The 23,266-nt window shown below is 70.5% G+C and carries 22 protein-coding genes; 11 read left to right on the forward strand and 11 right to left on the reverse strand.

The annotated features are described in order from the left end of the window. Positions 1-135: 135 nt before the first annotated feature. The 4 genes from FNV62_RS49720 (at position 136) to FNV62_RS49735 (ending at position 4,757) form a co-directional block, all read left to right on the forward strand. Positions 136-1,065, forward strand: coding sequence for a DMT family transporter (locus FNV62_RS49720; RefSeq protein ID WP_143629985.1), 930 nt, complete (start codon positions 136-138; stop codon positions 1,063-1,065). Then, positions 1,058-2,026 carry a LysR family transcriptional regulator gene (locus FNV62_RS49725; RefSeq protein WP_143629986.1) on the forward strand — a complete coding sequence of 323 codons (969 nt, stop codon included), beginning with the start codon at positions 1,058-1,060 and terminating at the stop codon, positions 2,024-2,026. The genes FNV62_RS49720 and FNV62_RS49725 overlap by 8 nt, the downstream gene beginning before the upstream one ends. Positions 2,027-2,141: 115 nt before the next feature. After that, the gene (locus tag FNV62_RS49730; protein WP_143652442.1) at positions 2,142-4,247 is read left to right on the forward strand and encodes a xanthine dehydrogenase family protein molybdopterin-binding subunit; all 2,106 of its coding nucleotides are present in this window, start codon (positions 2,142-2,144) and stop codon (positions 4,245-4,247) included. Between the two features lie 21 nt (positions 4,248-4,268). Beyond that, the gene (locus FNV62_RS49735) at positions 4,269-4,757 is read left to right on the forward strand and encodes a (2Fe-2S)-binding protein (RefSeq protein WP_097288235.1); all 489 of its coding nucleotides are present in this window, start codon (positions 4,269-4,271) and stop codon (positions 4,755-4,757) included. 30 nt (positions 4,758-4,787) lie between these two features. On the opposite strand, the gene FNV62_RS49740 is transcribed toward FNV62_RS49735, so the two are convergent. The 5 genes from FNV62_RS49740 to FNV62_RS49760 all read right to left on the reverse strand — a co-directional run bounded on the left by FNV62_RS49740 (position 4,788) and on the right by FNV62_RS49760 (position 7,336). After that, positions 4,788-5,228, reverse strand: coding sequence for an OsmC family protein (locus tag FNV62_RS49740; RefSeq protein WP_054233870.1), 441 nt, complete (start codon positions 5,226-5,228; stop codon positions 4,788-4,790). Between the two features lie 88 nt (positions 5,229-5,316). Then, positions 5,317-5,541 carry a hypothetical protein gene (locus FNV62_RS49745; protein ID WP_143629990.1) on the reverse strand — a complete coding sequence of 75 codons (225 nt, stop codon included), beginning with the start codon at positions 5,539-5,541 and terminating at the stop codon, positions 5,317-5,319. Next, positions 5,538-6,173 (reverse strand): ParA family protein, encoded by a 636-nt coding sequence (locus FNV62_RS49750; protein WP_225900935.1) that lies wholly within the window; start codon positions 6,171-6,173, stop codon positions 5,538-5,540. Before FNV62_RS49750 ends, FNV62_RS49745 begins: the two co-directional genes overlap by 4 nt. 120 nt (positions 6,174-6,293) lie before the next feature. After that, positions 6,294-6,836 carry a hypothetical protein gene (locus FNV62_RS49755; RefSeq protein ID WP_399223496.1) on the reverse strand — a complete coding sequence of 181 codons (543 nt, stop codon included), beginning with the start codon at positions 6,834-6,836 and terminating at the stop codon, positions 6,294-6,296. Beyond that, positions 6,833-7,336, reverse strand: a complete 504-nt coding sequence (locus tag FNV62_RS49760) for an ATP-binding protein (RefSeq protein WP_097288237.1) — start codon at positions 7,334-7,336, stop codon at positions 6,833-6,835. The genes FNV62_RS49755 and FNV62_RS49760 overlap by 4 nt, the downstream gene beginning before the upstream one ends. 309 nt (positions 7,337-7,645) lie before the next feature. Between FNV62_RS49760 and FNV62_RS49765 the strand changes: the two genes are divergently transcribed. Continuing rightward, positions 7,646-7,855, forward strand: coding sequence for a DUF397 domain-containing protein (locus FNV62_RS49765; protein WP_054233872.1), 210 nt, complete (start codon positions 7,646-7,648; stop codon positions 7,853-7,855). Between the two features lie 98 nt (positions 7,856-7,953). Beyond that, positions 7,954-8,874, forward strand: a complete 921-nt coding sequence (locus FNV62_RS49770; protein ID WP_143610639.1) for a helix-turn-helix domain-containing protein — start codon at positions 7,954-7,956, stop codon at positions 8,872-8,874. Between the two features lie 81 nt (positions 8,875-8,955). On the opposite strand, the gene FNV62_RS49775 is transcribed toward FNV62_RS49770, so the two are convergent. Next, the gene (locus FNV62_RS49775; protein WP_097288239.1) at positions 8,956-9,774 is read right to left on the reverse strand and encodes an SAM-dependent methyltransferase; all 819 of its coding nucleotides are present in this window, start codon (positions 9,772-9,774) and stop codon (positions 8,956-8,958) included. A gap of 232 nt (positions 9,775-10,006) precedes the next feature. On the opposite strand from FNV62_RS49775, the gene pgm reads away from it, so the two are divergent. Next, positions 10,007-11,647 (forward strand): phosphoglucomutase (alpha-D-glucose-1,6-bisphosphate-dependent), encoded by a 1,641-nt coding sequence (gene pgm / locus FNV62_RS49780; RefSeq protein WP_143610640.1) that lies wholly within the window; start codon positions 10,007-10,009, stop codon positions 11,645-11,647. A gap of 101 nt (positions 11,648-11,748) precedes the next feature. Here the strand turns inward: pgm and FNV62_RS49785 are convergent, their stop codons facing one another. After that, positions 11,749-12,960 carry an FAD-dependent oxidoreductase gene (locus FNV62_RS49785; RefSeq protein ID WP_143629994.1) on the reverse strand — a complete coding sequence of 404 codons (1,212 nt, stop codon included), beginning with the start codon at positions 12,958-12,960 and terminating at the stop codon, positions 11,749-11,751. A 145-nt stretch (positions 12,961-13,105) separates the two neighbouring features. On the opposite strand from FNV62_RS49785, the gene FNV62_RS49790 reads away from it, so the two are divergent. Next, a complete protein-coding gene (locus FNV62_RS49790; RefSeq protein WP_143629997.1) occupies positions 13,106-13,684 on the forward strand; it encodes a TetR/AcrR family transcriptional regulator in 579 nt (192 codons plus the stop codon). 113 nt (positions 13,685-13,797) lie between these two features. After that, positions 13,798-15,114 carry a hypothetical protein gene (locus FNV62_RS49795; RefSeq protein ID WP_164331976.1) on the forward strand — a complete coding sequence of 439 codons (1,317 nt, stop codon included), beginning with the start codon at positions 13,798-13,800 and terminating at the stop codon, positions 15,112-15,114. Between the two features lie 33 nt (positions 15,115-15,147). Here the strand turns inward: FNV62_RS49795 and FNV62_RS49800 are convergent, their stop codons facing one another. Continuing rightward, positions 15,148-15,747: a TetR family transcriptional regulator gene (locus FNV62_RS49800; RefSeq protein ID WP_097288243.1), complete on the reverse strand. Its 600-nt coding sequence runs from the start codon at positions 15,745-15,747 to the stop codon at positions 15,148-15,150. Between the two features lie 96 nt (positions 15,748-15,843). Between FNV62_RS49800 and FNV62_RS49805 the strand changes: the two genes are divergently transcribed. After that, positions 15,844-16,890 (forward strand): NAD(P)-dependent alcohol dehydrogenase, encoded by a 1,047-nt coding sequence (locus tag FNV62_RS49805; protein WP_143604573.1) that lies wholly within the window; start codon positions 15,844-15,846, stop codon positions 16,888-16,890. Positions 16,891-17,067: 177 nt separating this feature from the next. After that, on the forward strand, positions 17,068-19,158 hold the full coding sequence (locus FNV62_RS49810; RefSeq protein ID WP_097288245.1) for a SpoIIE family protein phosphatase: 2,091 nt from the start codon (positions 17,068-17,070) through the stop codon (positions 19,156-19,158). Positions 19,159-19,171: 13 nt separating this feature from the next. Here FNV62_RS49810 and FNV62_RS49815 read toward each other — a convergent pair whose 3' ends face one another. The 3 genes from FNV62_RS49815 to FNV62_RS49825 form a co-directional block, all read right to left on the reverse strand. Continuing rightward, complete coding sequence (locus tag FNV62_RS49815; RefSeq protein WP_225900679.1) at positions 19,172-20,335, reverse strand: substrate-binding domain-containing protein; 1,164 nt, start codon at positions 20,333-20,335, stop codon at positions 19,172-19,174. 70 nt (positions 20,336-20,405) lie between these two features. After that, a complete protein-coding gene (locus FNV62_RS49820) occupies positions 20,406-21,542 on the reverse strand; it encodes an ABC transporter permease (protein WP_143604574.1) in 1,137 nt (378 codons plus the stop codon). Then, positions 21,539-23,086: a sugar ABC transporter ATP-binding protein gene (locus FNV62_RS49825; protein ID WP_143605827.1), complete on the reverse strand. Its 1,548-nt coding sequence runs from the start codon at positions 23,084-23,086 to the stop codon at positions 21,539-21,541. The genes FNV62_RS49820 and FNV62_RS49825 overlap by 4 nt, the downstream gene beginning before the upstream one ends. Between the last annotated feature and the right edge of the window lie 180 nt (positions 23,087-23,266).

Consider the following 23,266-nt stretch of genomic DNA (forward strand, 5'->3'; position numbering starts at 1 on the left):
CCCCGGGTTCTCCCGGGGCCCGGTCCGCCGGGCGGCCAGTAAGCAGATCCGCCTCGGCGACCAGTAAGGAGAACTGAAGCTTTCTGAAACAAAAGCTAACTGGAACTTCTCATTCTGGTCGGCGATGGTGGAGTCATGTCCGCACCCATCGCCTCGCCCCGCTTCCTCGCCCTGGTCGGCACCGTCGTGCTGTGGGCGTCGGCCTTTCCCGCCATCCGGGTCGGCATCGACGGCCTGGGAGTGGCGGCCCTGTCGTTCCTGCGGCTCCTGATCGCCGCCGTCGCGCTGCTGGCCGTGGCGCCCTTCGCCAAGGTGCGGCTGCCGCGACGCGGCGACCTGCCGCTGATCACCCTGTGCGGGGCCACCGGCATGACCGCGTACCAGGTTCTGCTCAACTGGGGTGAAGTGCATGTGGAGGCCGGGACCGCGAGCCTGCTCATCGCGATCGCCCCCGTCTTCAGTGTGCTGCTGGGAAGCCTGTTCCTCGGCGAGCGGCTCACCCGCACCATCGTCGTCGGCAGCGTCGTCGCGCTCGCGGGCGCGGCCGTCGTCAGCCTGGCCGAGGGCGCCAGCGGGTTCTCCGTCTCGGCCCTCGTCATCCTGGCGGCCGCCGTGGTCCAAGGGGTCTACCACTTCGCGAGCAAGCCCCTGCTGCGCCACTGCACCGGTCTGGAGGTCGCCACCTACGCGATGGTCGCGGGTACGGTCCTCGCGCTGCCCCTGATCCCCGCCACCTGGCACGCGGCCGTCCACGCCCCGGCCGCCGCACTCGCTTCCGCCGCCTACCTGGGCCTCCTGCCCTCCGCGCTCGGCTTCGTCATCTGGGCCTACGCCGTTGCCCGGCTGCCGCTCGCCGTCTCCACCGCGGCCCTGTACCTGGTGCCGCCGGTGGCCCTGATCGTCTCCTTCGTCTGGCTGGCGGAGGTGCCCCGCCCCATCGCGCTGGCCGGTGGCGCGATCAGTGTCGCGGGAGTGATCCTGATCAGCCGACACCAGCGGAACCACCACCCCACCGACGTCCCCGTCGTGGACGCGTCCGAGCCGCAAGGAGCCGCTTGTGCTTGACGTACGCCGCCTGCGCATCCTCCAGCACCTGGCCGCCTACGGAACCGTCGCGGCCACGGCGGACGCGCTGCACCTGACCGCACCGGCCGTCTCCCAGCACCTCGCCGCCCTGCAGAAGGAGGCCGGCACGCCCGTCGTCGAGAAACACGGCCGCACGCTGCGTCTGACCGCCGCCGGGGAACTGCTGGTGGCCCACACCGAGGTCATCCTGGCAGAGCTCGCGGCGGCCGAGTCCGGCCTGGCCGCGATGAAAGGCGGCCGCCGCGGGACGGTACGGATCAGCGCCTTCGCGTCCGCAGCCCGCACGCTCGTTCCGCCCTTGTTCGAACGTCTCAACGGCACCGATCCCGTCCCCGACAACGGCACCGGTGCCGCCCGGGATCTCTCGCTGCGGCTCTCCGTCCAGGAGCCCGACGAAGCCCTCGACGAACTCCACAAACGCTCGACCGACCTCGCCCTGGTGCACAGCTACACCGTGCTGCCGCGCAGTGTCCCCGCGGCATGGGAGCAGACGGTCCTGATGGAAGAACCGGTCCTCCTCGCCCTGCACCCCGACCGGGCCGGTCGGGAGGGCCTCACCGCCGGGCAGCCCGCGGACCTGTCCCGTCTGGCGCATCTGCCGTGGCTGACCCCCGGCCCGGAGACCTCCTGCTACGAGATGATCCAGCGGGCCTGCGGCGCGGCTGGCTTCGTCCCGGACATTCGGGCCTCCAGCAGCGATTTCTCCGTGCTGACGGCTCTGGCCGCCGCCGACGCCGGTGCCGTCCTGGTGCCCCGCATGGCTCTGCCGGACCACACCGCGCCCCTCAGCCTCCACCCCCTGGTCCGTCCCGTGTCCCGGACCGTCTTCACGGTCAGTCGCGCGGGCACCGGCAAACACCCCGACCTGCGGGCCGTACTGGACCTCCTGCACGAGACGGCCACGGCGCTCGACGACAGGACCGCCGGCCGGCCCCGGTGATCGCGACGACCTCCCACGCAACCTCGAAGAGCGCTGTCCCCTCCTACCAGGGGAACCCACCCGGGTACTCGGAGAGGAGCGCCTGTTGGCCCGTCAGCTGTCCCGCCGGAAGTTCATGGTCTACTCGCTCGCGGCGTCCACACTGACCCTCGCGGCGCCCGTCGGCTGCGACACGTCGTCGGCGGAGGGTGCCGAGCCCACCGCGGCGGAGGCGCACGGGCCCTCCCGCGTCCTGGTGACCGGCGCGGACGAGGAGATGCTGGTCCTGGAGGTCACCGCGGCCAACAAGGTGGTCCTACGACTGCCGCGCGTCGAGGTCGGGCAGGGCATCACGACCGCGGTCGCCATGATGATCGCCGAGGAACTGGACGCCCGGCTCGTGGACGTCGACATCCCCCTCGCCGAGGCGCGCACCAAGGGGAACCAGTACACCGGCGGCTCGAGTTCCGTCCGTTCCCTGTACGGTCCCGCCCGCGCGCTCGCCGCCACCGCCCGGGCCCGACTGGTGACCGCGGCCGCGCGGCGCTGGCACCTGCCCGCCCGGAGGCTGCGTACCCGGGACACGATGGTGGTCGCCCCCGACGGCCGTACGGCCACCTTCGGATCGCTGACGGCGGCCGCCGCCGGGATCCATCGGCCCGACGTGTCGAGCAGGCCCAAGCCCGCGTCCGAGCACAAGGTGATCGGACGGCCGACGGGCCGGATCGACGCGCGGGACATCGTCACGGGCAAGGCGAAGTACGCCGGGGACCTGGAGGTGGCCGGGGCGAAGCCGACCGTGGTGGCCCGGCCGCCGACGCTCGGCGGGCGCCTCGTCTCGGTCGACGACCGTGCGGCCCGCGCGATGCCTGGCGTCCACGCGGTGGTCAAGGTCGCCGGCGGCGTCGCCGTGGTGGCGGAGTCCTTCCACCACGCTTTCAAAGCCCGCGACGCCCTGCGCATCACCTGGCGGCCGGGGCCGCTGGCGTCGCTGTCCGACGCCGCCATCCGGTCCCGGTTACGGGCCGCCGTTCCCTCGGTCGGCGCGCCGCCGCGCGGATCGGCGCAGGTCGAGGGCGAGTTCGAGTTCGCCTTCGTCAGCCATGCCCCGATGGAGGTGCTGACCGCGGTGGCGGACGTACGCGCCGACCGGGCCGAGATCTGGTTCTCCTCCCAGACACCGATGGACGCGCGCGAGAGCATCGCCTCGGCGATCGGGCTGCCGAAGTCGAAGGTCCGCGTCCATGTCGTGCGCGGCGGCGGCTCGTTCGGACGGCGGCTGAACCACGATGCCGCGATCGAGGCCGCCCTGATCTCGAAGGCGGCACGGCGACCGGTGAAGCTGATGTGGAGCCGCGGGGACGACATCCGGCACGGCCGGATGCGCGGGGCCTCGCATCACCGGATCCGGGCCAGCCATGCGTGGGGCAGGGTGGTGGCCTTCAGTCATGCGATGGCCTCGGTGAGCGAGTCGTACGAGGGGCAGGGACTGGCCGCTCAGGGCGGCGTGGCCGTTCGCGGTGGTGTGACCACGGTGGCCGCGGGCCCGCTGCCCAGCGACAGCGGCCTCTACAACTTCGGGCGCGTTTCGGGTAGTTCGGGCTCGGTCGAGCTGGCGATGCCGCTCGGAGCCTGGCGGTCGGTGGACTCCGGGACCATGCGCACCGCGGAGGAGATCGTCGTCGACGAGGTCGCCGCCGAGCTGGGCAAGGACCCGGTGGCCTTCCGGCGCGGCACGCTCAGGAACAAGGCCGTCAAAGCCGTACTCGACAAGGTCGTGGCGGCCGGAAACTGGGGTCGGCCCCTGCCGTCCGGCCAGGCGCAGGGTGTGGCCGTCCACGAGGAATACGGCTCCTGCGTGGCCTGCCTGGTCGAGATCGACGCCACCGACCCGAAGAACCCGCGGGTGACCAAGGTGGTGATGGCGGCCGATGTCGGAACGGCCGTCAACCCGCGTGGACTCGAGGCCCAGCTCATGGGAACCGCCGTCGACGGCATCTCCACCGTGCTGCGGGCCGGACTGCACATCGACCGGGGTGCGGTGCGGGAGGGGAGCTTCGCCGACTTCCGCTACGCCCGCCAGCAGCACTCTCCGTTGCGCTTCGAGGCGCACATCATGCCGTCACGGCGCGAGCCCGGCGGGGCAGGCGAACTCGGTGTGCCGGCGGCGGCCGGTGCCGTGGCGAACGCCTACGCCCGTGCGACCCGTACCAGGCCCCGCCGCTTCCCGATCAACTTCTGATCGCTGTCCGAGAAGGTGCTGATGCCCTCCTATTCCTTCGTCCTCAACGGAAAGCCGGTCACCGTCGAGGCCCCCGCCGACATGCCACTCCTGTGGGTACTGCGCGACCTGCTGCACGTCACCGGGCCCAAGTACGGCTGTGGTGTGGGCGTTTGCCGTGCCTGCACCAGCCACCTTGACGGGGCGGAGATCCAGCCCTGTGTCGTCCCGGTCGCCGACTGCGTGGGCCGCGGGGTCACCACCATCGAGGGCCTCGCCGACGGCGACACCCTGCACCCCGTGCAACAGGCGTGGCTCGACTGCGATGTCGCTCAGTGCGGCTTCTGTCAGCCGGGACAGATCATGGCCGCCGCGGCCCTGCTCAAGAAGACGTCCCGGCCCACCGACGACGACATCGACCGTATCGAGAACGTCTGCCGCTGCGGCACGTACTCCCGGATCCGCGAGGCGATCAAGAAAGCCGCCGACGCCGACGACCAGGTCACCCGCCCTGGTCGGAGCCACCCTTGAGGCACGTGGTGGCCTTTGGTCCCGGTGGGGTCAGGCGTCCGCGACCGTTGCCGTGACGGGCGTGCCGATCTCGACCGTACGGCTGACCGTGCAGAGCCGGGCGTGGGAGGTCTTGACCGCCCGGGGGAGGATCGCGCGGGCGCGGTCGCCGAGTTCGCCGTCCGGGAAGGTGACGGAGAAGGTGACCATGAGGTCGGTCATCCGGTTTCCGAACTCGTCACTGATCTTGTCGCCCGTGACGGACACGGTGAACCCGGTGGGCTCCGCGTGGCGGGCGGTGGCGACATCGACGTCGGCCGCGGTGCAGCCCCCGATCGCGGCGAGCAACAGCTCGACCGGGGTGAAGTCGGTGCCGCCGTGGGGATCGGAGCTGGTGCCGAAGCTGATCGTGCCGCCGCGAGGGTTCGTCGCGGTGAAGTGGCCGGTGCCGGTCCGCTCGACGGTGACGGAGCGCAGGGTGTTTTCGGTCATGCCGACGACACTAACGCGCAGGTTGCGGGGCCTGGCCCTGCCGACGGTGCGACGCGAGGAAACGGCGCCCGCGCATGCCCGTCCCGGCCTACGGGGTGCTTCTCAGGGGCTGCAGTACGGCGGCGCCGACCCGCAGGAGCGCGGACAGGGGTGGTTCGACCCAGCGGGTCAGTTCGCGTTGCAGGGCGGGGTCGAGCTCGATGGTCACCCGCACGTATCGGGTGTGCAGGTGAGTGACCTTGGCGGGGCGGGGTGCGGCGCCGTCCGGTTCGCGCAGCAATGCCGCTCGGTAGGTGTCCTTGCGCTGGTTCACGCTGTGTCCTGACGTTTGATGAGTTCGTCTGCGAGGTCCATGTACGCCGAGCCTTTGACCTCGACCGGGCTGCCGAACGACTGGGCGTACAGGTCGAGGCGGGGAATGTGGGTGGACAACACGTCGAAGCCCCGCTCGGTGAGGGCTTCGCGAGCGTCGGCGTCGGGGCCGGTGCGCGTGGCGTCGGGACGATTGGTGCGGTTCAGCAGGACAGCGGCGCGGGCCGGCTGCGCCCGCAGCGACTGCACGTCGCTCATCTCGCTGCCGATGGGTGCCATGCGATCCAGCTCGATGGGGGCCGGGGTCAGCGGCACGATCCACTCGCTCGCGTATCTCATGATGCTCCGGGCGATGTGGGCATGGTCCTCCAGCTGCGGGGCGTCGAACACCACGGCCTCTCGGTTGCCGAGAAAGTCGTTCACGCGCCGGTGCACGTCGCCCACCGGAAAGGCGATCACGGGAAACGGGAAGCCTCCTGCCAGTTCGCTCCAGCGCAAGGCGGAGGAGGCGGGGTCACTGTCCACCAGCAGGGGTGAGAGGCCCGACTCGTGCAGGGCATGGGCCAACCACACCGCACTGGTCGTCTTTCCGACTCCGGGTTTCAGATTCACAAAGGCATAGCTCAGCGACACGAGACGCAACGCTAACGGTCGCGGGCGGCCGACTGCCGTCGGCGCGGCACACGCTCTCCCTTTTCACCCTGCGGCGCCGTGAATCATTCATAGGGGCTAACGCGGGAGGTCAGCGGCGTGTCAGTCGGCCAGTGCGGAGGCCAGGTCCCGCGCGGCTTGCACGAGTTCCTTGTCCGGTTCGTCGAGCAGGCGCTGGATCGACTCGCGGTGGGCGCGCACGGCTCGGCGTGCTTCGCGTTCCCAGCCCACGTAGTTCTCACGGCGATTGAGCAGCTTGGGGTAGGCGACGGCCGTGGTCTCCCACTGCCGGGCGTCGGCGATGCTCTTCAGCAGCTGAAGGACCTGCACACGGCAGGGGACTTGAGGGAGCTGGGCGAGTTCCCACAGGAAGGGGACCGTGGCGGCGGTGGCCTGGTCCACGACGAAGCCGTACTGGCAGATGCGTTGCCGTAGACGCGCGAGCGCGGCCACGGCGGTGGCTTCGTCACCCGTGGTGATGGCCGCGAGCAGGAAGGGGATGCCCGTGGCGGACCCGGTGGAATCCTGGAGCTCGCGCCACGGGACGTCTCTCAGGTTCTTCAGGGTTGTCTCCATGTCCGCTCCCACGAGAGGCGTTGCGTGATGCCGTGCGCCGGGAGGCTCTGCCGATGCGGCGGCTGTCATGTCGGACCCTGCCAGGGCGGTGATGTCGGCCGAGACGGGGGAGTGGGCAGCATCGCCCAGACGGTCTTGCCCGCACGCGAGCGGGTCCAGCCCCAGTGCTCGGACAGTTCTTCGACGATGCGCAGGCCACGGCCATGGACTTCCAGCGGGGCGTCCGTGCGCGGGTAGACGGGCGGGCTCTCGTACTGATCGGTGACGGCGCACACGAGATGGGCGCGTCGAAGCGTCAGATCCAGTCGCACGCCGTTCTGCCCGGTGGCGGAGTGCGGTGCCGCGTGAAGCACCGCGTTCGTCGCCAGTTCGCTGACGATGAGGACGGCGTCGTCACTGCGGTGGTCCAACTCCCAGAGGCCCAGGGTGCGGCGGGTGAAGGCGCGCGCCTGGGCGAGCCCCTGGCCGGTGTCGGTGATGCACAGGCTGGCGAATCTGGGTGAGTTGCACGCGGGATCGCTTCCCCCGGGCCGCCCTTGCCCCGCGATGGAGGAGCGCGCTTCTTCCATGAGTGAGCCGGTCGGAGCAGCTCGACCCGACGATGGCGCAGCCCTGCCGCTTGCAAGGCTCGGTGCTTCGCGTGCAGGTAACGACACGACATCTCCCTGATGCGACGTCAGGTTCGGTGCGGCAACGGTGCGGTTGACTCCCGGGCTATTATCCATCCCGACAGCGCCCGTCGTGCAATTTCACGGGAAATTGCACGAGTGGTGGCTGGAGCAGGCCACACGGGTTCGGTCCGCTCCAGTGGGCGGCCGACCTGTACACCGTGGTGGAACGTGAACAAGGAGAGTGCGGTGCCGTCAGTGCGAAACGGAATGCGGGCCAGTTCACTGGGCGTTCGCTGGGTGAAGAGTCGGCACAGCAACGCCGAGGGCAACTGCGTCGAGGTGGCGTCCCTGGCCGAGGGGGGCGTGGCGCTGCGCAACTCGCGCGACCCCGACGGGCCGGCCCTCATCTACACAGCGGCTGAAGTGGCCGCTTTCCTGGCCGGGGCGAAGGACGGGGAGTTCGACCATCTGGTGTGAAGCGGAGTCGAGCGATTCCACTTCTGCCGACGCGTGCGACAGAAGGCCGCGGGATGCGAGGATGGACTCCGTCGTCTGCCGTTCTACAGGGAGTCAGGATGTCCGCCGAGTCACCTCGTGTCTCCCGCCTCGAACCGTATCTGACGCGGACCGAGCCCGCTCCGACCTTGCTGAAGATGCTGGTCGGTGTCCAGCTCGCGGGCATCCGCGAAGACGCCGGCCTCGCGCAGGAACAGGCCGCCCGCGCCATCGGGTTCAGCCCGGCGAAGCTGTCGCGCATAGAAGCCGGCAAGGGCCGTCGGCCGCCCACGGAAGGGGACGTCCGCGCGCTGTTGGAGCTCTACAAAACCGATGAGCATGAGGCGTCGGTTCTGCTCCAGTTGCTGCGGCGTGCCGGTGAGCCGGGATGGTGGCAGCGCTACGACAAGCGGCTGATGCCCGAGTGGTTCGATCGGCTGGTGGGGCTGCAGGAGGCCGCTGCCGCCATCCGTACCTTCGAGATCCAGTACGTCCCCGGTCTGCTGCAGACTCCGGCCTACACCAGGGCGGTCGTGGAGCGCGGCCTGCCCACGGCACCGGCCGCTGAGGTGCAGCGCCGTGTCGAACTGCGCATGCGCCGACGTGAACTGCTGCGTCGTGAGGACGGCCCTCAACTGTGGGCGATCATCGACGAGTCGGTCCTGTTGCGTGTGCTGGGCAGTCGCGAGGTGATGCGTGAGCAGCTCGAGTACCTCGTGGAGATGGCTCAGCATCCCCAGGTGACGTTGCAGATCGTGCCCCTGGACGTGACGCACGCCTCCGCGCCCGCCATCCCCATCACTTACCTACGCTTCGGCGGCCTCGATCTACCCGACATCGTCTACCTGGAGCACATCAGGAGCGCGAACTTCCTGGAGGACCGGGACGAGACCGAAGAGTACCGACTGGCTCTGGACCGTCTGGGAGACGAAGCCCTCACCCCGCGCGATTCCCTGATGCTGTTGCGGGACACGGCCGCGGGGCGCTATTCGACCGCGTGACTGCCTCCGGCTCCACCGGCCGGATCCCGGTGGAGCCGACGGGAGCAGTCCCGCGCGGAGGAGTCCCGTGGTCTTACGGTCCTATCGGATCCGGCCTACGCCGCCGAACTCGACCCATTCCTGGGTGAGCTGACGGGGTGCCACCTCGCTGTCGGGCCGCCAGGTGGACACCTCCACCAGACCGGGCTCCAGGACGTCGAGGCCCTCGAACCACTCGGCCACGTCCTTCTCCTGACGGACCCTGCCCCAATGCCCCTGGGTCGCCTGATCCATGAAGTCGGTGACGAACTCCCGGACCTTCTCGTCCTCGCTGACCAGCTGGCACATCACCATGCAGCTGCCGGGCACGAGCCGCTCGGCCACCCGGTGGGCCACGGCGAGCGGACCGTCGGTCTCCCCGTCCGGAATGCAGTGGAAGACCGAGTTGAACAGCACGGCCACCGGCTGCGAGAAGTCGAGCAGGCGCTGGGTGTCCGGGTGGGAGAAGATCTTCTCCGTGTCACGCAGATCGGCGTGGATGACCGTGGTGCGGTCATTCTGGTCCAACAGCGCCCGTCCGTGCACCAGCACCATCGGATCGTTGTCGACGTACACCACGCGCGACGAGGGATCGACGCGTTGCGCGACCTGGTGGACGTTCTCCTGGGTGGGCAGGCCGGACCCGTGGTCGAGGAACTGCCTGATGCCGTACTCGGCTGCGAGGGTCCCGACGACCCGCTGCAGGAAGCGCCGGTTGTTCAGCGCCAAGGCGCGCGTGCTGGGCACGACCTTGTCCAGCTCGGCGCAGGCTGCCCGATCGGCTGCGTAGTTGTCCTTGCCGCCCAGGTAGTGGTCGTACATGCGAGCGGCCGTGGGTACGGTGGCGTCGATCTTCGTGGACAACTGCTTTCCAGCCTGCATCGTTCCCCCAGCTCCAAGCTGCTTCTAGTGGCTTGGCTTGACAGACAATACATCCTAGGCAATGGGCAATTGGGGAGACCAGCCTGTTGACCGAGGATCTCCGGGAAAGCACCCGCGAGCCCCTCTGGCCCGGCGCGTGTCCAGTCCTCGCCGTGGCACCGTGCGGCCGTGCCGCCCGGTGAGGAAACATGGGACCGCAAGCGTTGAAAAACCGAGGTGGAGGTGCGGGTACATGCAGCACGAACGAGCGGGCACTCCGGCCGGTCCCGAGGACCTCGTCGACGTGGCCCGGCTGGTCACGGCGTATTACGCACTGCACCCCGACCCGGCGGAACCCGGCCAGCGCGTGGCCTTCGGTACGTCCGGCCATCGAGGGTCGTCACTGGCGACGGCGTTCAACGAGGACCACATCGCCGCGACGAGTCAGGCCATCTGCGAGTACCGCGAGGGCCAGGGCATCGACGGTCCCCTCTTCCTGGGCGCCGACACCCACGCCCTGTCGGAGCCCGCGAAGGTCACCGCGCTGGAGGTGTTCGCGGCCAACGAAGTGTCGGTGCTCCTCGACAGCGCGGACGGCTACACGCCCACACCCGCGGTCTCGCACGCCATTCTGACCCACAACCGCGGACGGTCCTCGGGTCTCGCGGACGGTGTCGTCGTCACCCCCTCCCACAACCCGCCCGCGGACGGTGGCTTCAAGTACAACCCGCCGAACGGCGGCCCGGCCGGCTCCGAGGCGACTTCCTGGATCCAGGACCGGGCCAACGAACTCATCGAGGGCGGGTTGAAGGGCGTACGGCGCATCCCCTGCACGAGGGCGCTGGCCGCCCCCGGCACCGGTCGCTACGACTTCCTCGGCACCTATGTGGCCGACCTGCCGCACGTGCTGGACCTGGACGCGATCCGCGCGGCCGGCGTGCGCATCGGCGCGGACCCCCTGGGCGGGGCGTCGGTCGCCTACTGGGGACGCATCGCCGAACAGCACACGCTCGACCTGACGGTGGTGAACCCGCTCACCGACCCGACCTGGCGATTCATGACGCTGGACTGGGACGGCAAGATTCGTATGGACTGTTCGTCGCCCTACGCCATGGCCTCGCTGATCGAGCAGCGCGACCGTTTCCGGATCGCCACGGGCAACGACGCCGACGCCGACCGCCACGGGATCGTCACACCGGACGCCGGGCTCATGAACCCCAATCACTACCTCAGCGCCGCCATCTCCTACCTGTACTCCCACCGGGACCAGTGGCCCGCGGACACGGGGATCGGCAAGACACTGGTGTCGTCCGGCATGATCGACAGGGTCGCCGCCGACCTGGGCCGTCAACTCGTCGAAGTGCCCGTGGGATTCAAGTGGTTCGTGGACGGGCTGGTCGGCGGCTCGCTCGGGTTCGGCGGGGAGGAGTCGGCCGGCGCGTCCTTCCTGCGCCGCGACGGTTCGGTGTGGACCACCGACAAGGACGGCATCATCCTGGCCCTGCTCGCCTCCGAGATCACGGCGGTGACCGGGAAGACCCCCTCGGAGCACTACACCGCGCTGACCGCACGCTTCGGTGCCCCCGCGTACGAGCGCATCGACGCCCCGGCCTCCCGCGAGGAGAAGGCGCTCCTCGCGAAGCTCTCGCCCGCACAGGTCAGCACGCACACCCTCGCCGGAGAAGCGGTCACCGCGGTGCTCACCCATGCTCCGGGCAACGACGCGCCCATCGGCGGCATCAAGGTGACCACGGCCAACGCCTGGTTCGCGGCCCGTCCGTCGGGCACCGAGGACGTCTACAAGATCTACGCCGAGTCGTTCCTCGGAGCCGATCACCTCCGTCAGGTGCAGGAGGAGGCCAAGGCCGTGGTCTCGGCGGCATTGAGCGCCTGACGCCACGCGTGTGACCCGAGCGCGAGCGGATGCGGACAAGGGTTGTTCCCGCCACGGCCCTTGTCCGCCACGGCTCTTGTCCGCACCCCTCCTTCAGCCCGTCAACCGGCGTCCCTACCACCCTCACCTGCTGCTGCCACCGAACTGCTGCCTTCGGTCACGGTCGAGATGTCGATGTCCCACTCCAGGTGTCGGAGGAGGTCGCTGTCCCCGGGGCGGGGAGCGGACGCACTTCGCCCGGTGCGTGACGGTGTAGGGAAGCCACGGGAGATCTTGCCGCTGGTCGTGATGTTGTGCTCCACCCGCGGGCGGCGGAGGGCCTCGTAAAGGGAGAGCGCGGACTCGGTGTCGGACGCGTCCCGCAGTGACTTCGCGAGCACGACGGCGTCCTCGAGCGCCATCGACGCGCCTTGCCCGGTCGCGGGGGAGGCCGCGTGGGCGGCGTCGCCGATGATCAGGGTCCGCCCGTGGCGCCATGGTGTGCCGGTCGACATCTCGGTCGCGTTGGTGACCATGATGCGGTCGGTGGTGGCCGCCACCACGTCCGCGGCGGGAGTGGCGTCCCCGCGCAGCAACGGCAGGAGCAGCTCACGCCAGTGGCCGGGCGTGCCGTGCGCGATGTCGTCGGCGGACAGCGGCTCACCGGCCACACGCGCGAACCAGTACGTCTCTCCGCCGGGCGACACCGCACAGCCGAAGGCGGCAGCGCCGCCCCTCACCATGGTGATACGCCCGGTCTCCGCGACCGGGGGCGCCTCACCGGCGTAGCCGTAGAAGACGCTCTCGCCCGCGAAGCAGGGCCGCGTCCGAGGGGCGATCGACTCCCGGACGGTGGAGTTCAGCCCGTCGGCCCCGATCAGCAGGTCAGCGGTCGCGGTGGAGCCGTCGGTGAAACGAGCGGTGACGCCGTCCCGACCGTTCTCGACGGAGGCGAGCCGGGTGCCGCGCCGGAGGCCGATGCCCCGGCGTGCGGCCTCCGCCTGCAGGGCGGCGTTGAACTCGCCACGGCGGAGGCAGCGGTAGGCGAGAAGCGGGTCGTGGGCCTCTCCGAGCGGCATCTGTGCGACCTCGGTGCCCGCTGCGTCGAGCACGCTCATGGCACGAAGCGGGAAGCCGACCTCGGTGACCGCGGCGGAGGCGTCGATCTGGGCGAGGGCACGCATGCCGTTGCTCGCGAGGGTGAGGAAGGCACCGATGTCCTCGGCCGATTCGGGGTGCGCCTCGTACACGGTGACGTCGAAGCCTGCCTTGTGCAGGGCCAAGGCCGTCGCCGTACCGGCGATACCGCCTCCGATGACAATGATCTCCGTCATGTCGTATCCCCTGGCACCGTAGGCCTCTCGCGCGATGTACCTGCGCAGTGCCCAACGCGCGGGCGACTGCGAGGGGTTCCCGACACGACGGTGTCGTCGTCCCCACTTTCTTGAGCGATCGATCCAGATAGGTTAATGTCGGCGCATGGCAAGGACCCGGGAATTCGATACCGAGGCGGCGGTGAGCCGCGCGATGGAGCTGTTCTGGACGCGCGGATACGAGGCGACCTCGGTACGCGACCTGACCGGGCATCTGGGAATCGGGCAGGGGTCCTTGTACGCGGCGTTCGGTGACAAGGACGGCCTGTACCGGGCCGCGCTGGAGCACTACCGCACTACTCTCGCGGCGGCCGCCCTGCGGAGCCTCGAAGAGGGGGCGGACGTCCGGTCCGCCATCCGTACGATGCTGGTCGAGCGGGTCCGGATCGCGGTCGAACGCGGCGGCCGCGGCTGCCTGATGGTCAATGCCGCCTGTGAACGCCTGCCGGAGGACGCGGTGACCCGGCGCACCGTGCGGGACGTGCAGGACGCCAGTCGCGACGCGCTCGCCGATGTGCTGCGCGTGGCGGTGGAGCGGGGCGAGATCTCGACGGGTCGCGACCCGCACACCCTGGCCGCCTTCCTCGTCACCTTCCTCAACGGGCTGCTCGTCTCCTCGAAGATCACACCCGACGTCCGTGCCCTCGAACCCCTCGTGGAGGTCGCGCTGGCCGCCCTCGACTGATTTTTTTCATGCCCGGAATCTGTATCGGTCGATCCAGATAAATGACCGACGTCCACGTCGGCGCAGGCGTCGGCGACACCGCTCGCTTTTTGATCCACGACACCGGAGGATCCATGCCCCCCGCGCAGACCTCGACCGCACCCGCCCTCGGCGGCTCCCGTTGGAACACCTTCCCGGCGGCCGGCACCATGACCGCCCGTCAGTTCTTCGCCGGTGCCGAGCCGCTGCTGCAGGGCGTCATCGATGACAACGCCCTGCAGAGCGTGGACGGTGAGGTGTTGGAGGCCCAGATCCACGCGACGCTCGGCCTCGGCACCCGGGAGACCTCCTTGCCGCTGGCGTTCGGCCCCGACAGTGCCTCGGCAACCCGCGAACTGGGCGCGCAGGCCGAGGCCATCGGCCGGGAGATCGCCTCCTGGGCGACGGCGGCCCTGGACCGGCTGCTCACCCACCGGATACCGCTGCCCGCGGGCCCGCTGGTCGTACGCAGCCACTGCTACGGCCACCTGCTCACCCACGCCGCGGCCGACCTGCTCCTCGGCCGCCGCGGTGGCCCCGTCACGATGCAGCTCTACAACGAGTGGTTGCACCAGATGGTCCTGCTGCGCGACGCCCTGCTGCCCTTCACCAACTGGCAGGATGTCCCGCTCCTGGTCACCCCGACCGGACTGCGGCACATCGAGCCGGCCCGCGACGGTTTCCTCACCGAGGTCCTGGTCCGCCAGATCCGGCATACGAGCGTGGTGGACTTCGCCCGCCACGTCGTCACCGGCACCTCGGGCCCGGCCGGGTACGGCTTCGACCACGACGGCGGAACCGTACTGCCCGCCGTCCTCGACACGCCACCCCTCACCGCCCCCAGGTACCTGCTGACCTGGCGCCCCGACCCGGCCGTCGACGAAACGGCCACGTATGTCGCCGAGGCGCGGGACTACTACGCCGCGCCCCGCACGCTCGTCGAGCACCTGCCGCCCGCCACCGGAACACCGGGGCCGGTCAGGGGTCGTATCGTCACCGGGCCGGTCGTCGACGGGAGCCGCACCACCCGCATCGAAGTGACCCACGACGGCACCACCGCACACATCGACCTCGGCCAGGCCCTGCGCGGCCACCGCTTCGCCCACCGGGCCCCCACCGCAGGTGACGCGACCGTCGGCGACGCCCGAACCGCCGACCTCTGGGCCGTGCTGCGCGCGACCGGGTTGGTGTGGACGGAGGGCGGCGACGTCACCCTGGATGCCACCGGTCAGGACGAGTTCGTCGTGCTGGGACTGCTCGGGCGGCTCTATCCGGACAACGTCTTCCTGCGCCCCGCCGGCCGCCACGCCGATCCGACAACCACGGGCCGCAACGGACCGAGCCGCCTGGTCATCGACCTGCCGGACCACGACGTCACGGACCGGCCGGACAGCCCGCCGAGGACGCGGTGATCACGCGGCCGATGCAGTCAACGGTGCCGGTGTCTAGCTTCCCTTTCGGTCGGCTGCCACGGCGCGGTGGACGCTCTCGCGGAGCAGGGAACGACGCTGTTCGTGAACTTCGGGGGGCTCCTGGGCGGTTGCCGCGTAGACGTTGCTGACCGGTGACCAGGCCATGGACATGGCGATGACCATGGCCATCACGTCGAACGGGTCTCCCTGGCGCACCAGTCCGGCGGCCTGGGCCTCGGCGATCGCCCGCAACTTGCGGTCGTCGAGGCGGTCGGGGTCGTCCACCAGGTGCCCGGTCGGGCGGCGCTCCAGGCGTGCCCAGGTGGCCAGCCGGATCAGGTCGGGACGGCGGAGGTACTCGTCGTAGAGCCGTACGGCCCAGTCCGCGAGGTCGGTGGCGTCGATCGGGACGACGTTCACGATCCGCTCCAGCGAGCCGAAGAAGATGGCGTCGAAGAGCCCTTCCTTGTTGCCGAAGTAGGCGTAGAGCTGTGCCTTGTTCGTGCGCGCGGCGGCCACGATCCGCTCGATGCGCGCGCCGGCGATCCCGTGCTCGGCGAACTCCTGGGTCGCCACATCGAGGATGCGCTGGTACGTAGCCGCTCCGCGCGAGGTCAGGGGCCGGTCCGTCATGCCCGTCAGGGTACCAAACAGAACAGTTTGTTTGCCTGGCACCGCAGGCGCGTCTATGCTGAGATAGACCGAACAGTCTGTTTAAGGAGATGCGCGGTGCGGACAACAACTGGCTGGCAGGCGCACGGCCCGACGGCGCCGCTGCGACGGACGTCGCTGCAGCGGCGCGACCTGCGTCCGGACGACCTTGCGATCCGAGTGGACTACTGCGGCGTCTGCCACACCGATCTGCACGCCGTCCGCAGCCACGACGGCGAAGGGGGCCGCCCTCTAGTGCCGGGACACGAGTTCACGGGCGTGGTGGCCGAAACCGGGCCCGCCGTCACCCGCTTCTCCGTCGGCGACCCTGTCGCGGTCGGCAACATCGTGGATTCCTGCGGGGAGTGCTCGATGTGCCGGGTCGGCCAGGAGAACTTCTGCCACGCCTTCCCGACCCTGACCTACGGCGGCGTCGACCGGCACGACGGATCGACCACCCTGGGGGGCTACTCCCGCGAGTACGTCGTCCGCGACCGATTCGCCCACCCTCTTCCCGCCGGTCTGGACCCGGCCGCTGCCGCTCCTCTGCTGTGCGCCGGGATCACCGTCTGGGAACCGCTGCACACCTTGGGTGTGGGGCCGCACAGTCGCGTCGCCGTGGCGGGTCTCGGCGGCCTGGGCCATCTCGCGGTCAAGATCGCCGTGGCGCTCGGGGCCGACACCTCGGTCATCAGCCGCTCACCCGACAAGGCCGACGACGCTCGTCGTCTCGGCGCCCACGCTCTCGTCGTCTCGACGGACCAGGAACAGATGGCCGACGCCCGTGACCGGTTCGACGTCGTCATCGACACCATCTCCGCCCCGCACGACCTCGGCCCCTACCTGCGCCTGGTCGCCATGGACGGGACACTCAGCCACCTCGGGCACCTCGGACCCGTCACCGTGGAGACCATCGACCTCCTCGTGGGCCGCAAGAAGCTCAGCTCTGCAGGCAGCGGCGGCAGGCCCGCGACCACGGCCATGCTCGACTTCTGCGCCGAGCACGGCATCACCGCCGACATCGAGCTCCTCCCCTCGGCGCGCGTGAACGAGGCCCTCGAACGCCTCGGCCGCAACGACGTCCGCTACCGCTTCGTCCTCGACATGTCCGACCTCGCGGCCTGAAGGAGGTTCCGACCGGCCGTCCCGCTCATCCCTGGCGGGCCGCGTCATACGGTCGGGGTGTGTAGTCCGGCGGTCGTGGGGGACCATGGAAGGCGACGCGCCTGTGGAGACGGGCAGGCCGCGCTCCAGGACGGCGGATGGCCTCGCGTGCCGCCGGCCGCGGAAGGAGTGCCTGTGATGAGCGAAGCCGAATGGCGTCCGTCGGGCATCGACTGGGCTCGCCCCCGCCAGGACAGCGAGCCGTCGCAGCCGAGCGGGCTGATGGACCTTCTCGGCGTCGCGGCGACACTGCTGGACGCGGACGGACGGATCGTCCTGTGGAGTCCCCAGGCAGAGGAGCTGTACGGCTACACCGCGGAGGAGGCGCTCGGGCAGTACGCCGCACTGCTGCTCGTCCGTGAGGAGGACTGGGACTGGGTGATCAAGAAGTTCGCCGAGGTCATGGAGACCGGCCGGGGCTGGGGCGGCACGTTTCCCATCCGGTGCAAGGACGGGAGCACCCGTCTGGTGGAGCTGCGCAACACTCGGCTGCTGGACGACCGCGGCGACTTCTACGCCCTCGGGCTCGGCACCGACTCACCCACGCTTCGCGAGGTGGAGCGGGATGTCGCCCTGTCCACCCGGTTGATCTCGCAGTCCCCCTTCGGGCTGGCGATCCTCGACACCGACCTCAGGTACCTGGCCGTCAACCCCGCGCTGGAGCGGATGCACGGCCTCCCCGCGAAAGAGCACCTCGGCCGTCACTACCGCGAGATCATGAGCCCCGACAAGTTCGAGGTGATCGAGGTCGCGATGAGGAGGGTCCTGGAGAGCGGGGTCCCCCTGGTCGACGAGTCCACCGTCGTCGGCTTCACCCCGGCCGACCCGGAGCAACGGCACGCGTGGTCGATCTCGGTGTACCGGCTGGAGGACACCCAGGGCCGTGTTCTCGGGGTGGCCGAACTCGTGGTGGACGTCAGCGAGCGGTACCGGTCGGCCATGGAGGCCACCGAGACCCGGCGGCGCCTGGCCCTGATCGCCGATGGCTCCGCTCGTATCGGCACCACCCTGGAGGTCGAGGAGACGGCCCGGGAGCTGGCCGAGGTGACCGTTCCCGATTTCGCCGACATGGTCGCCGTCGACGTGCTCGACTCCGTCCTCGACGAGCACCGCTCCGCCTCCGACAACGGCCCCGCGCTCTTCCGCGCCCTCGCCGTGAAGGCCGCCTACCCCACCGAAGCCGTGCTGGCCTCCGATCCGCCGGGCAACATCACCACCTACGAGGCCGATCGCGTGGCCACCCAATGTGTGCGCACCGGCCGCCCCATCCTGATCGCACACGCCGATGGGAACGACCTGAGTCGCATCGCCCGCGACGACCGCGCCGCCACGTTGCTGGCGCGGGCCGGGGTGCACTCCTACATGGCCGTCCCGCTGACCGCACGCGGCGCCGTCCTGGGCTTCCTGGGGCTTTCCCGCGCCCGAGATCCAAGGCCCTTCGACGAGGACGACCTCGCCATCGCCACCGAGCTCGCGTTCCGCGCCGCGGTGTGCATCGACAACGCCCGCACGCATCAGAGCGTGCGCACCGCCGCCGAGACCCTCCAGCGCAGCCTGCTCCCCGACCACCCGTCCCGCCTTCCCGGCCTGCAGGTCTCCTCCCGCTACGTCCCGGCACAGGCCGCCTACGAGATCGGCGGCGACTGGTACGACGTCCTCCCGCTCGGCGGCGACAAGACGGCCCTCGTCGTGGGCGACGTCATGGGCAGCGGCATCGACGCCGCCGCGGCCATGGGGCGCCTGCGCACCGCCACGGCCGCCTTCGCCAGCCTCGACCTGGAGCCGGCCCGGGTGCTCGAGCAGCTCGACTCGATCACATCCGGTCTGGAGCAGTACATCGCCACCTGCCTCTACGCGGCCTACGATCCCCACCGCGGCGAGTGCCGCATCGCCAACGCCGGCCACCTGCCTCCTGTCCTCGTGCGCAGTGGCGAGCGCCCCCGGCTGCTCGACCTGCCCGCCGGTATCCCGCTCGGAGTCGGCGGCGTCCCGTTCGAGGTGACCGCCGTCGAATTCGGCCTGGGCGACAAGCTGGTCCTGTACACGGACGGTCTGGTCGAGACCCGCCATGACTCCATCGACGAACGCCTCGCCGTCCTGGTCCACGCCCTGGAAGTGGCCGACTGCCCCTTGGAGGAGACGTGCGACCGCCTTCTCGAGGGTCTGCGACATCCGCGCGACCGCGACGACGTCGCTCTGCTGATCGCCCGCGCGGTACGTTCCCCGTGACGAGGACGCGGGGTTACTTGCCCCAGATCTTCCGGTACGCCTCCCGATAGCCCGACGGATCCCAGGTCGTGGCCCCGCGGCTGTTGTCGGCCGTGGTGATGTGGACGGGGGCCACATATCCGCCGGCGGGCCGACCGGAGAAGGCGCGGTTGAACTCGTCGACGATCTGCCAGCCCTGCAGGGACAGCGGCTCGGGGACGGTGGCGGCCTGGTACTGCTCGCTGTTGATGCGCTGGAAGGCGGAGGGGTCACCGTCACCCGCGCCAATGTTGAAGGGCGGCCCGGCGCCGTTCTTGCCGGCGGCACGGAAGGCGGGGGCGGCGTCGGCGAAGTACAGATCGTTGATGGCGACGGAGTGGGTCCACGTGCTCCCGAGGCGGGAGAGGAGAGAGGAGATCTCCCGGGGGATGCGGCTGCTCGCGTCCGAGATCGGGATGTTCTCGTACGACAGGAGCCGCACGCCCGAGCAGCTGGCAAGGTCCCTCCTGATCAGCTCGGACTTGTTCCTGGCGAAGGGGATCGAGGCGTCGGTGATGAGCACGACCCCGGCGCGGCCGTCCGAGTGCGCGATGATCCACTGGGCGCTGATTCCGGCCACGGCCTCGACCCGGGTGGTGACGTTGGTGAAGAGCCGGGGCCTTCGGCTGGGTCCGGGGGCGGCGACCGCGTGCCAGCCGATGAGCGGGATGCCTGCCTTGTCGGCCTGGGAGACCTGCTGCGACGTCGAGTTGGGGTCGAAGCCGCCGATGACGATGCCCGAGGGTCTGAGCGCCAAGGCTTCGCTCATCGCCGCCTGGACGCCCACGGGTGTGCCCCCGCCGTCGATCACCCTGACGTTCCAGCCGATGACCCGTGCGGCTTCCCGCACCCCGTTCGCGGCGCCCGCGACGCCGGGATTGGTCATGGTCTGGGCGACGTAGACGATGGTCTTGCCGGGGACTGCCGTGGGGCCGCTGGTCGGCCCGCCCCAGGGGACGTCGGTCCTTTCCGCCTGTCTGACGCCGGTCTTGGCACGGTCCTGGATCGCGGGGCAGCCGCCAGAGCCCGTGGGGGAGTCTCCAGGTCCGTGCGACGAGCCGCGTTCGCAGCCCGCGAGAACCATTGCCGCGATGACCACTGCGGTGGCGACGGACCGCGCCCTCATGACGCCGGGAGTGGCGTTGCGGTTGCCGTGCACGGGAGCTCCTCGCGGAGGAAGGGGCGGGATGATACGGCCGGGAACACACAGGTGGTACCCGTGGCGCGGGTCATGGAGCGGTGCCCGCCGCACCACCGCCCCGCGTCGGGGAGGAGGGTGGCGGAGGCGGCGCGTCGGGCGAGTCGCGGGCCGCCGCGGCGCCGGTGCGAAGGCGGCGGGCGGAGTAGCCGGACAGACCGACGGCCACGAGCAGGGTGCCGCCGTAGAACAGCGGAATCGTCCAGAAGCCCGCGCCCATCTGACCGATGCCCGTGAGGCCGACGGCCAGGACGGCGACGGCGACGACGGTTCCCATGGCGTTGGGGCGGCCGGGTCTGATCGCGGTGGAGCCGAGGAGGGCGGCGGCGAAGGCGGGCAGCAGGTAGTCGAGGCCGACGCTGGGGTTGCCGATCTGCTGCTGGGCCGCGAGCAGGACGCCGGCGAGGCCGACGATCAGTCCCGACGCGGTGAAGGCGTAGACGGAGTACCTGCGTGTCGGAATGCCGATGAGGTCGGCGGCGCGCCGGTTCGCACCGATGACGTACAAGTAGCGGCCGAGCGGCAGCCGTTCCAGCACCAGCCAGAGCACGACGGCGAGACCGAGTACGTAGTAGGTGGGGACGGGAAGGCCGAGGAACATCGAGTCGTAGAGGTCGGTGAAGGCGATGGGGAGGCCCTGCGGGCCGGGGACGATCCGACCACCGTCGGTGACCCAGCCGGTCACGGCGTACAGCATGCTGCCGGTCCCGAGCGTGGCGATGAAGGAGTTGATCCGGCCGAACTCGACGATGACACCGTTGAGGACGCCCACGACCGCCCCACCCAGGATCACCGCGAGGCAGGCGAGGGGCCAGGGCCACCCGTTGTTGACGACGAGTTGCATCACCATCACGTGCGCCAGACCGAGGCCGTAGCCGAGGGAGAGGTCGAAACTGCCCGTCACGATGGGGACCATGGCGGCGAGCGCGAGGACGGCCGGGATCGACTGGGTGGACAGGATCGCGTCGACGGTGTCCAGCGTGGGGAAGGTGCGCGGCAGGGCGAGGGAGAAGATCAGGAAGAGCAAGGCGGTGAGCGCCAGGAGGCCGTACCTGCCGATGAGGTGCGCGCCCGGTCCGTGTGGTCGCCGTGGCCCGCCCGGTCGGCCGAGGTGGCGCAGCGGCCTCGGTCGCTGCGGCCGCGGTCGGGGTGGGGAGGAGTCCGTCATGGGTGGGTCGCGGTTCCGGAGAGGGGCATGGCCGACGCCGCCCGGGTGAGCCCGGCGACGGTGAGGTCCGGACCGCTTAGCTCGGCCGTCACGGACCCGCGGACGAAGACCAGGGCGCGTCGGCACACGCCCGCGACCTCCTCGAAGTCGGTGGAGATCAGCAGGACCGCGAGGCCGGCGGCCAGCCCGTCGTCGAGCAGGCGGTAGACCGCGGCCTTGGCGCCGATGTCCACGCTCGCGGTCGGCTCCTCGAGGATCAGCAGGCGCAGGCCGACCCGGAGCCACCGGCCGATCACGACCTTTTGCTGGTTCCCACCGGACAGGGTGGCGAGGGGGGCCTCGCCGTCGTGGGGCCGTACCGAGAGCCGCTCGATCAAGTCGGCCGCCTCGGCACGTTCGCGGCGGGGGCTGATCCAGCTCAGCGCCGACAGGCCGCCCGCGGCGGGGTTGGCCAGGAGGTTCTCGCGCACCGTCAGCTCCGCGGCGCAGCCCTCCCGCTGTCTGTCGCCGCTCACGAAGCCCACCCTGAGGCGGACGGCGTCGGCGACCGTGCGCGGGCTGTACGGCTGACCGCCGAGCAGGACGCGGCCGTCGAGGACGGCCCGGGAGCCGGCGAGGGCTCGGCCCAGGTCCATGTGCCCGGCGCCCGAGAGTCCGACCAGGCCCAGGACTTCCCCGGGCCCGAGGTCCAGGCTGACGGGTCCCGCGCCGGCGGTCCGAACGCCGTCGAGGGTCAGGACGGCCGGTCCGTCGGCCGGAACCGTGGCGGGCCGGTGGCTGGCCAGTTCCTCGCCGACGATGTCGTGCACCAGACGGGCGGGGCCCCGGCCCGCCAGCGGGCCGTGGCTGACGAGGTGGCCGTCGCGCAGCACGGCGAAGGTGTCGGCGACCTTGTACACCTCGTCCAGCCGGTGGCTGACGTAGAGAATGCCGTGCCCCTGGTCGCGCAGGGCCTGGAGCACGCGGAAGAGCCGGGCGCAGTCCGCGGCGGGGAGTCGGGCGGTGGGCTCGTCCAGGACGATGAGCTTCGCGTGTGCCGCCAAGCCACGGGCGATGGCGACCAGCGAGCGCTCGGCGGGGGAGAGCAGGGAGATCGGCGCGTCGGGGTCGAGATGTCCGGCGACGATTTTCAGGGCGTCGGCGCAGCGCTCCCGGGTCCGCCTCCAGGAAATCAGGCCGCCGCGGCGGGGATACCCGATGCTCAGGGCGATGCTCTCGGCGACCGTCATCCACTCCACGAGACCGAGGTCCTGGTGGACGAAGGACATGCTGGCTGAGGCGGCATGACTTCCGAGCGGGTGCCCGTCCACCGTGATCTTTCCCGCATCGGCCTGATGGACGCCGGCGAGCACCTTGATGAGCGTGGACTTCCCGGCACCGTTGGGCCCCAGAAGGGCGAGGACGCTGCCAGCGTGGACATCGAGATCGACCCCGGCCAGTGCGAGGGTCCCGCCGAACCGCTTGCCGAGCCCGCGGATGCGGACCAGCGGCGTCGCCCCCAAGGGCGGGACGTCCTTCGGGGAAGTGTCGGGAGCGTCATGCACGGACACCTCCGAGGGGTCGTCTGGCGAGTTCTTCCCGACCTTCATCGTCGTCATCAGTGGGGCGAATCTGAGTATTTCAGACATCCTGCCCGCTGCGGTGACTCCAGCGGGTCAGTGGGCCGCCCGGGCGATCCGCGTGTCCCGCGCTCGCTTCTCCCTTGTCCGACGGTCGCGTCCGCT

The organism is Streptomyces sp. RLB3-17 (assembly GCF_007113425.2).
Classification (GTDB): domain Bacteria; phylum Actinomycetota; class Actinomycetes; order Streptomycetales; family Streptomycetaceae; genus Streptomyces; species Streptomyces mirabilis_D.

Coding starts and splice junctions, on each gene's coding strand:
- FNV62_RS49785 (WP_143629994.1), bottom strand. CDS start 12,960: ATGACGGAGATCATTGTCATCGGAGGCGGTATCGCCGGTACGGCGACG.
- FNV62_RS49820 (WP_143604574.1), bottom strand. CDS start 21,542: ATGACGGACTCCTCCCCACCCCGACCGCGGCCGCAGCGACCGAGGCCG.
- FNV62_RS49770 (WP_143610639.1), top strand. CDS start 7,954: ATGTCCGCCGAGTCACCTCGTGTCTCCCGCCTCGAACCGTATCTGACG.
- FNV62_RS49730 (WP_143652442.1), top strand. CDS start 2,142: ATGGTCTACTCGCTCGCGGCGTCCACACTGACCCTCGCGGCGCCCGTC.
- FNV62_RS49720 (WP_143629985.1), top strand. CDS start 136: ATGTCCGCACCCATCGCCTCGCCCCGCTTCCTCGCCCTGGTCGGCACC.
- FNV62_RS49800 (WP_097288243.1), bottom strand. CDS start 15,747: ATGACGGACCGGCCCCTGACCTCGCGCGGAGCGGCTACGTACCAGCGC.
- FNV62_RS49760 (WP_097288237.1), bottom strand. CDS start 7,336: ATGGAAGAAGCGCGCTCCTCCATCGCGGGGCAAGGGCGGCCCGGGGGA.
- FNV62_RS49765 (WP_054233872.1), top strand. CDS start 7,646: ATGCGGGCCAGTTCACTGGGCGTTCGCTGGGTGAAGAGTCGGCACAGC.
- FNV62_RS49740 (WP_054233870.1), bottom strand. CDS start 5,228: ATGACCGAAAACACCCTGCGCTCCGTCACCGTCGAGCGGACCGGCACC.
- FNV62_RS49755 (WP_399223496.1), bottom strand. CDS start 6,836: ATGACAGCCGCCGCATCGGCAGAGCCTCCCGGCGCACGGCATCACGCA.
- FNV62_RS49790 (WP_143629997.1), top strand. CDS start 13,106: ATGGCAAGGACCCGGGAATTCGATACCGAGGCGGCGGTGAGCCGCGCG.
- FNV62_RS49735 (WP_097288235.1), top strand. CDS start 4,269: ATGCCCTCCTATTCCTTCGTCCTCAACGGAAAGCCGGTCACCGTCGAG.
- FNV62_RS49810 (WP_097288245.1), top strand. CDS start 17,068: ATGAGCGAAGCCGAATGGCGTCCGTCGGGCATCGACTGGGCTCGCCCC.
- FNV62_RS49775 (WP_097288239.1), bottom strand. CDS start 9,774: ATGCAGGCTGGAAAGCAGTTGTCCACGAAGATCGACGCCACCGTACCC.
- pgm (WP_143610640.1), top strand. CDS start 10,007: ATGCAGCACGAACGAGCGGGCACTCCGGCCGGTCCCGAGGACCTCGTC.
- FNV62_RS49795 (WP_164331976.1), top strand. CDS start 13,798: ATGCCCCCCGCGCAGACCTCGACCGCACCCGCCCTCGGCGGCTCCCGT.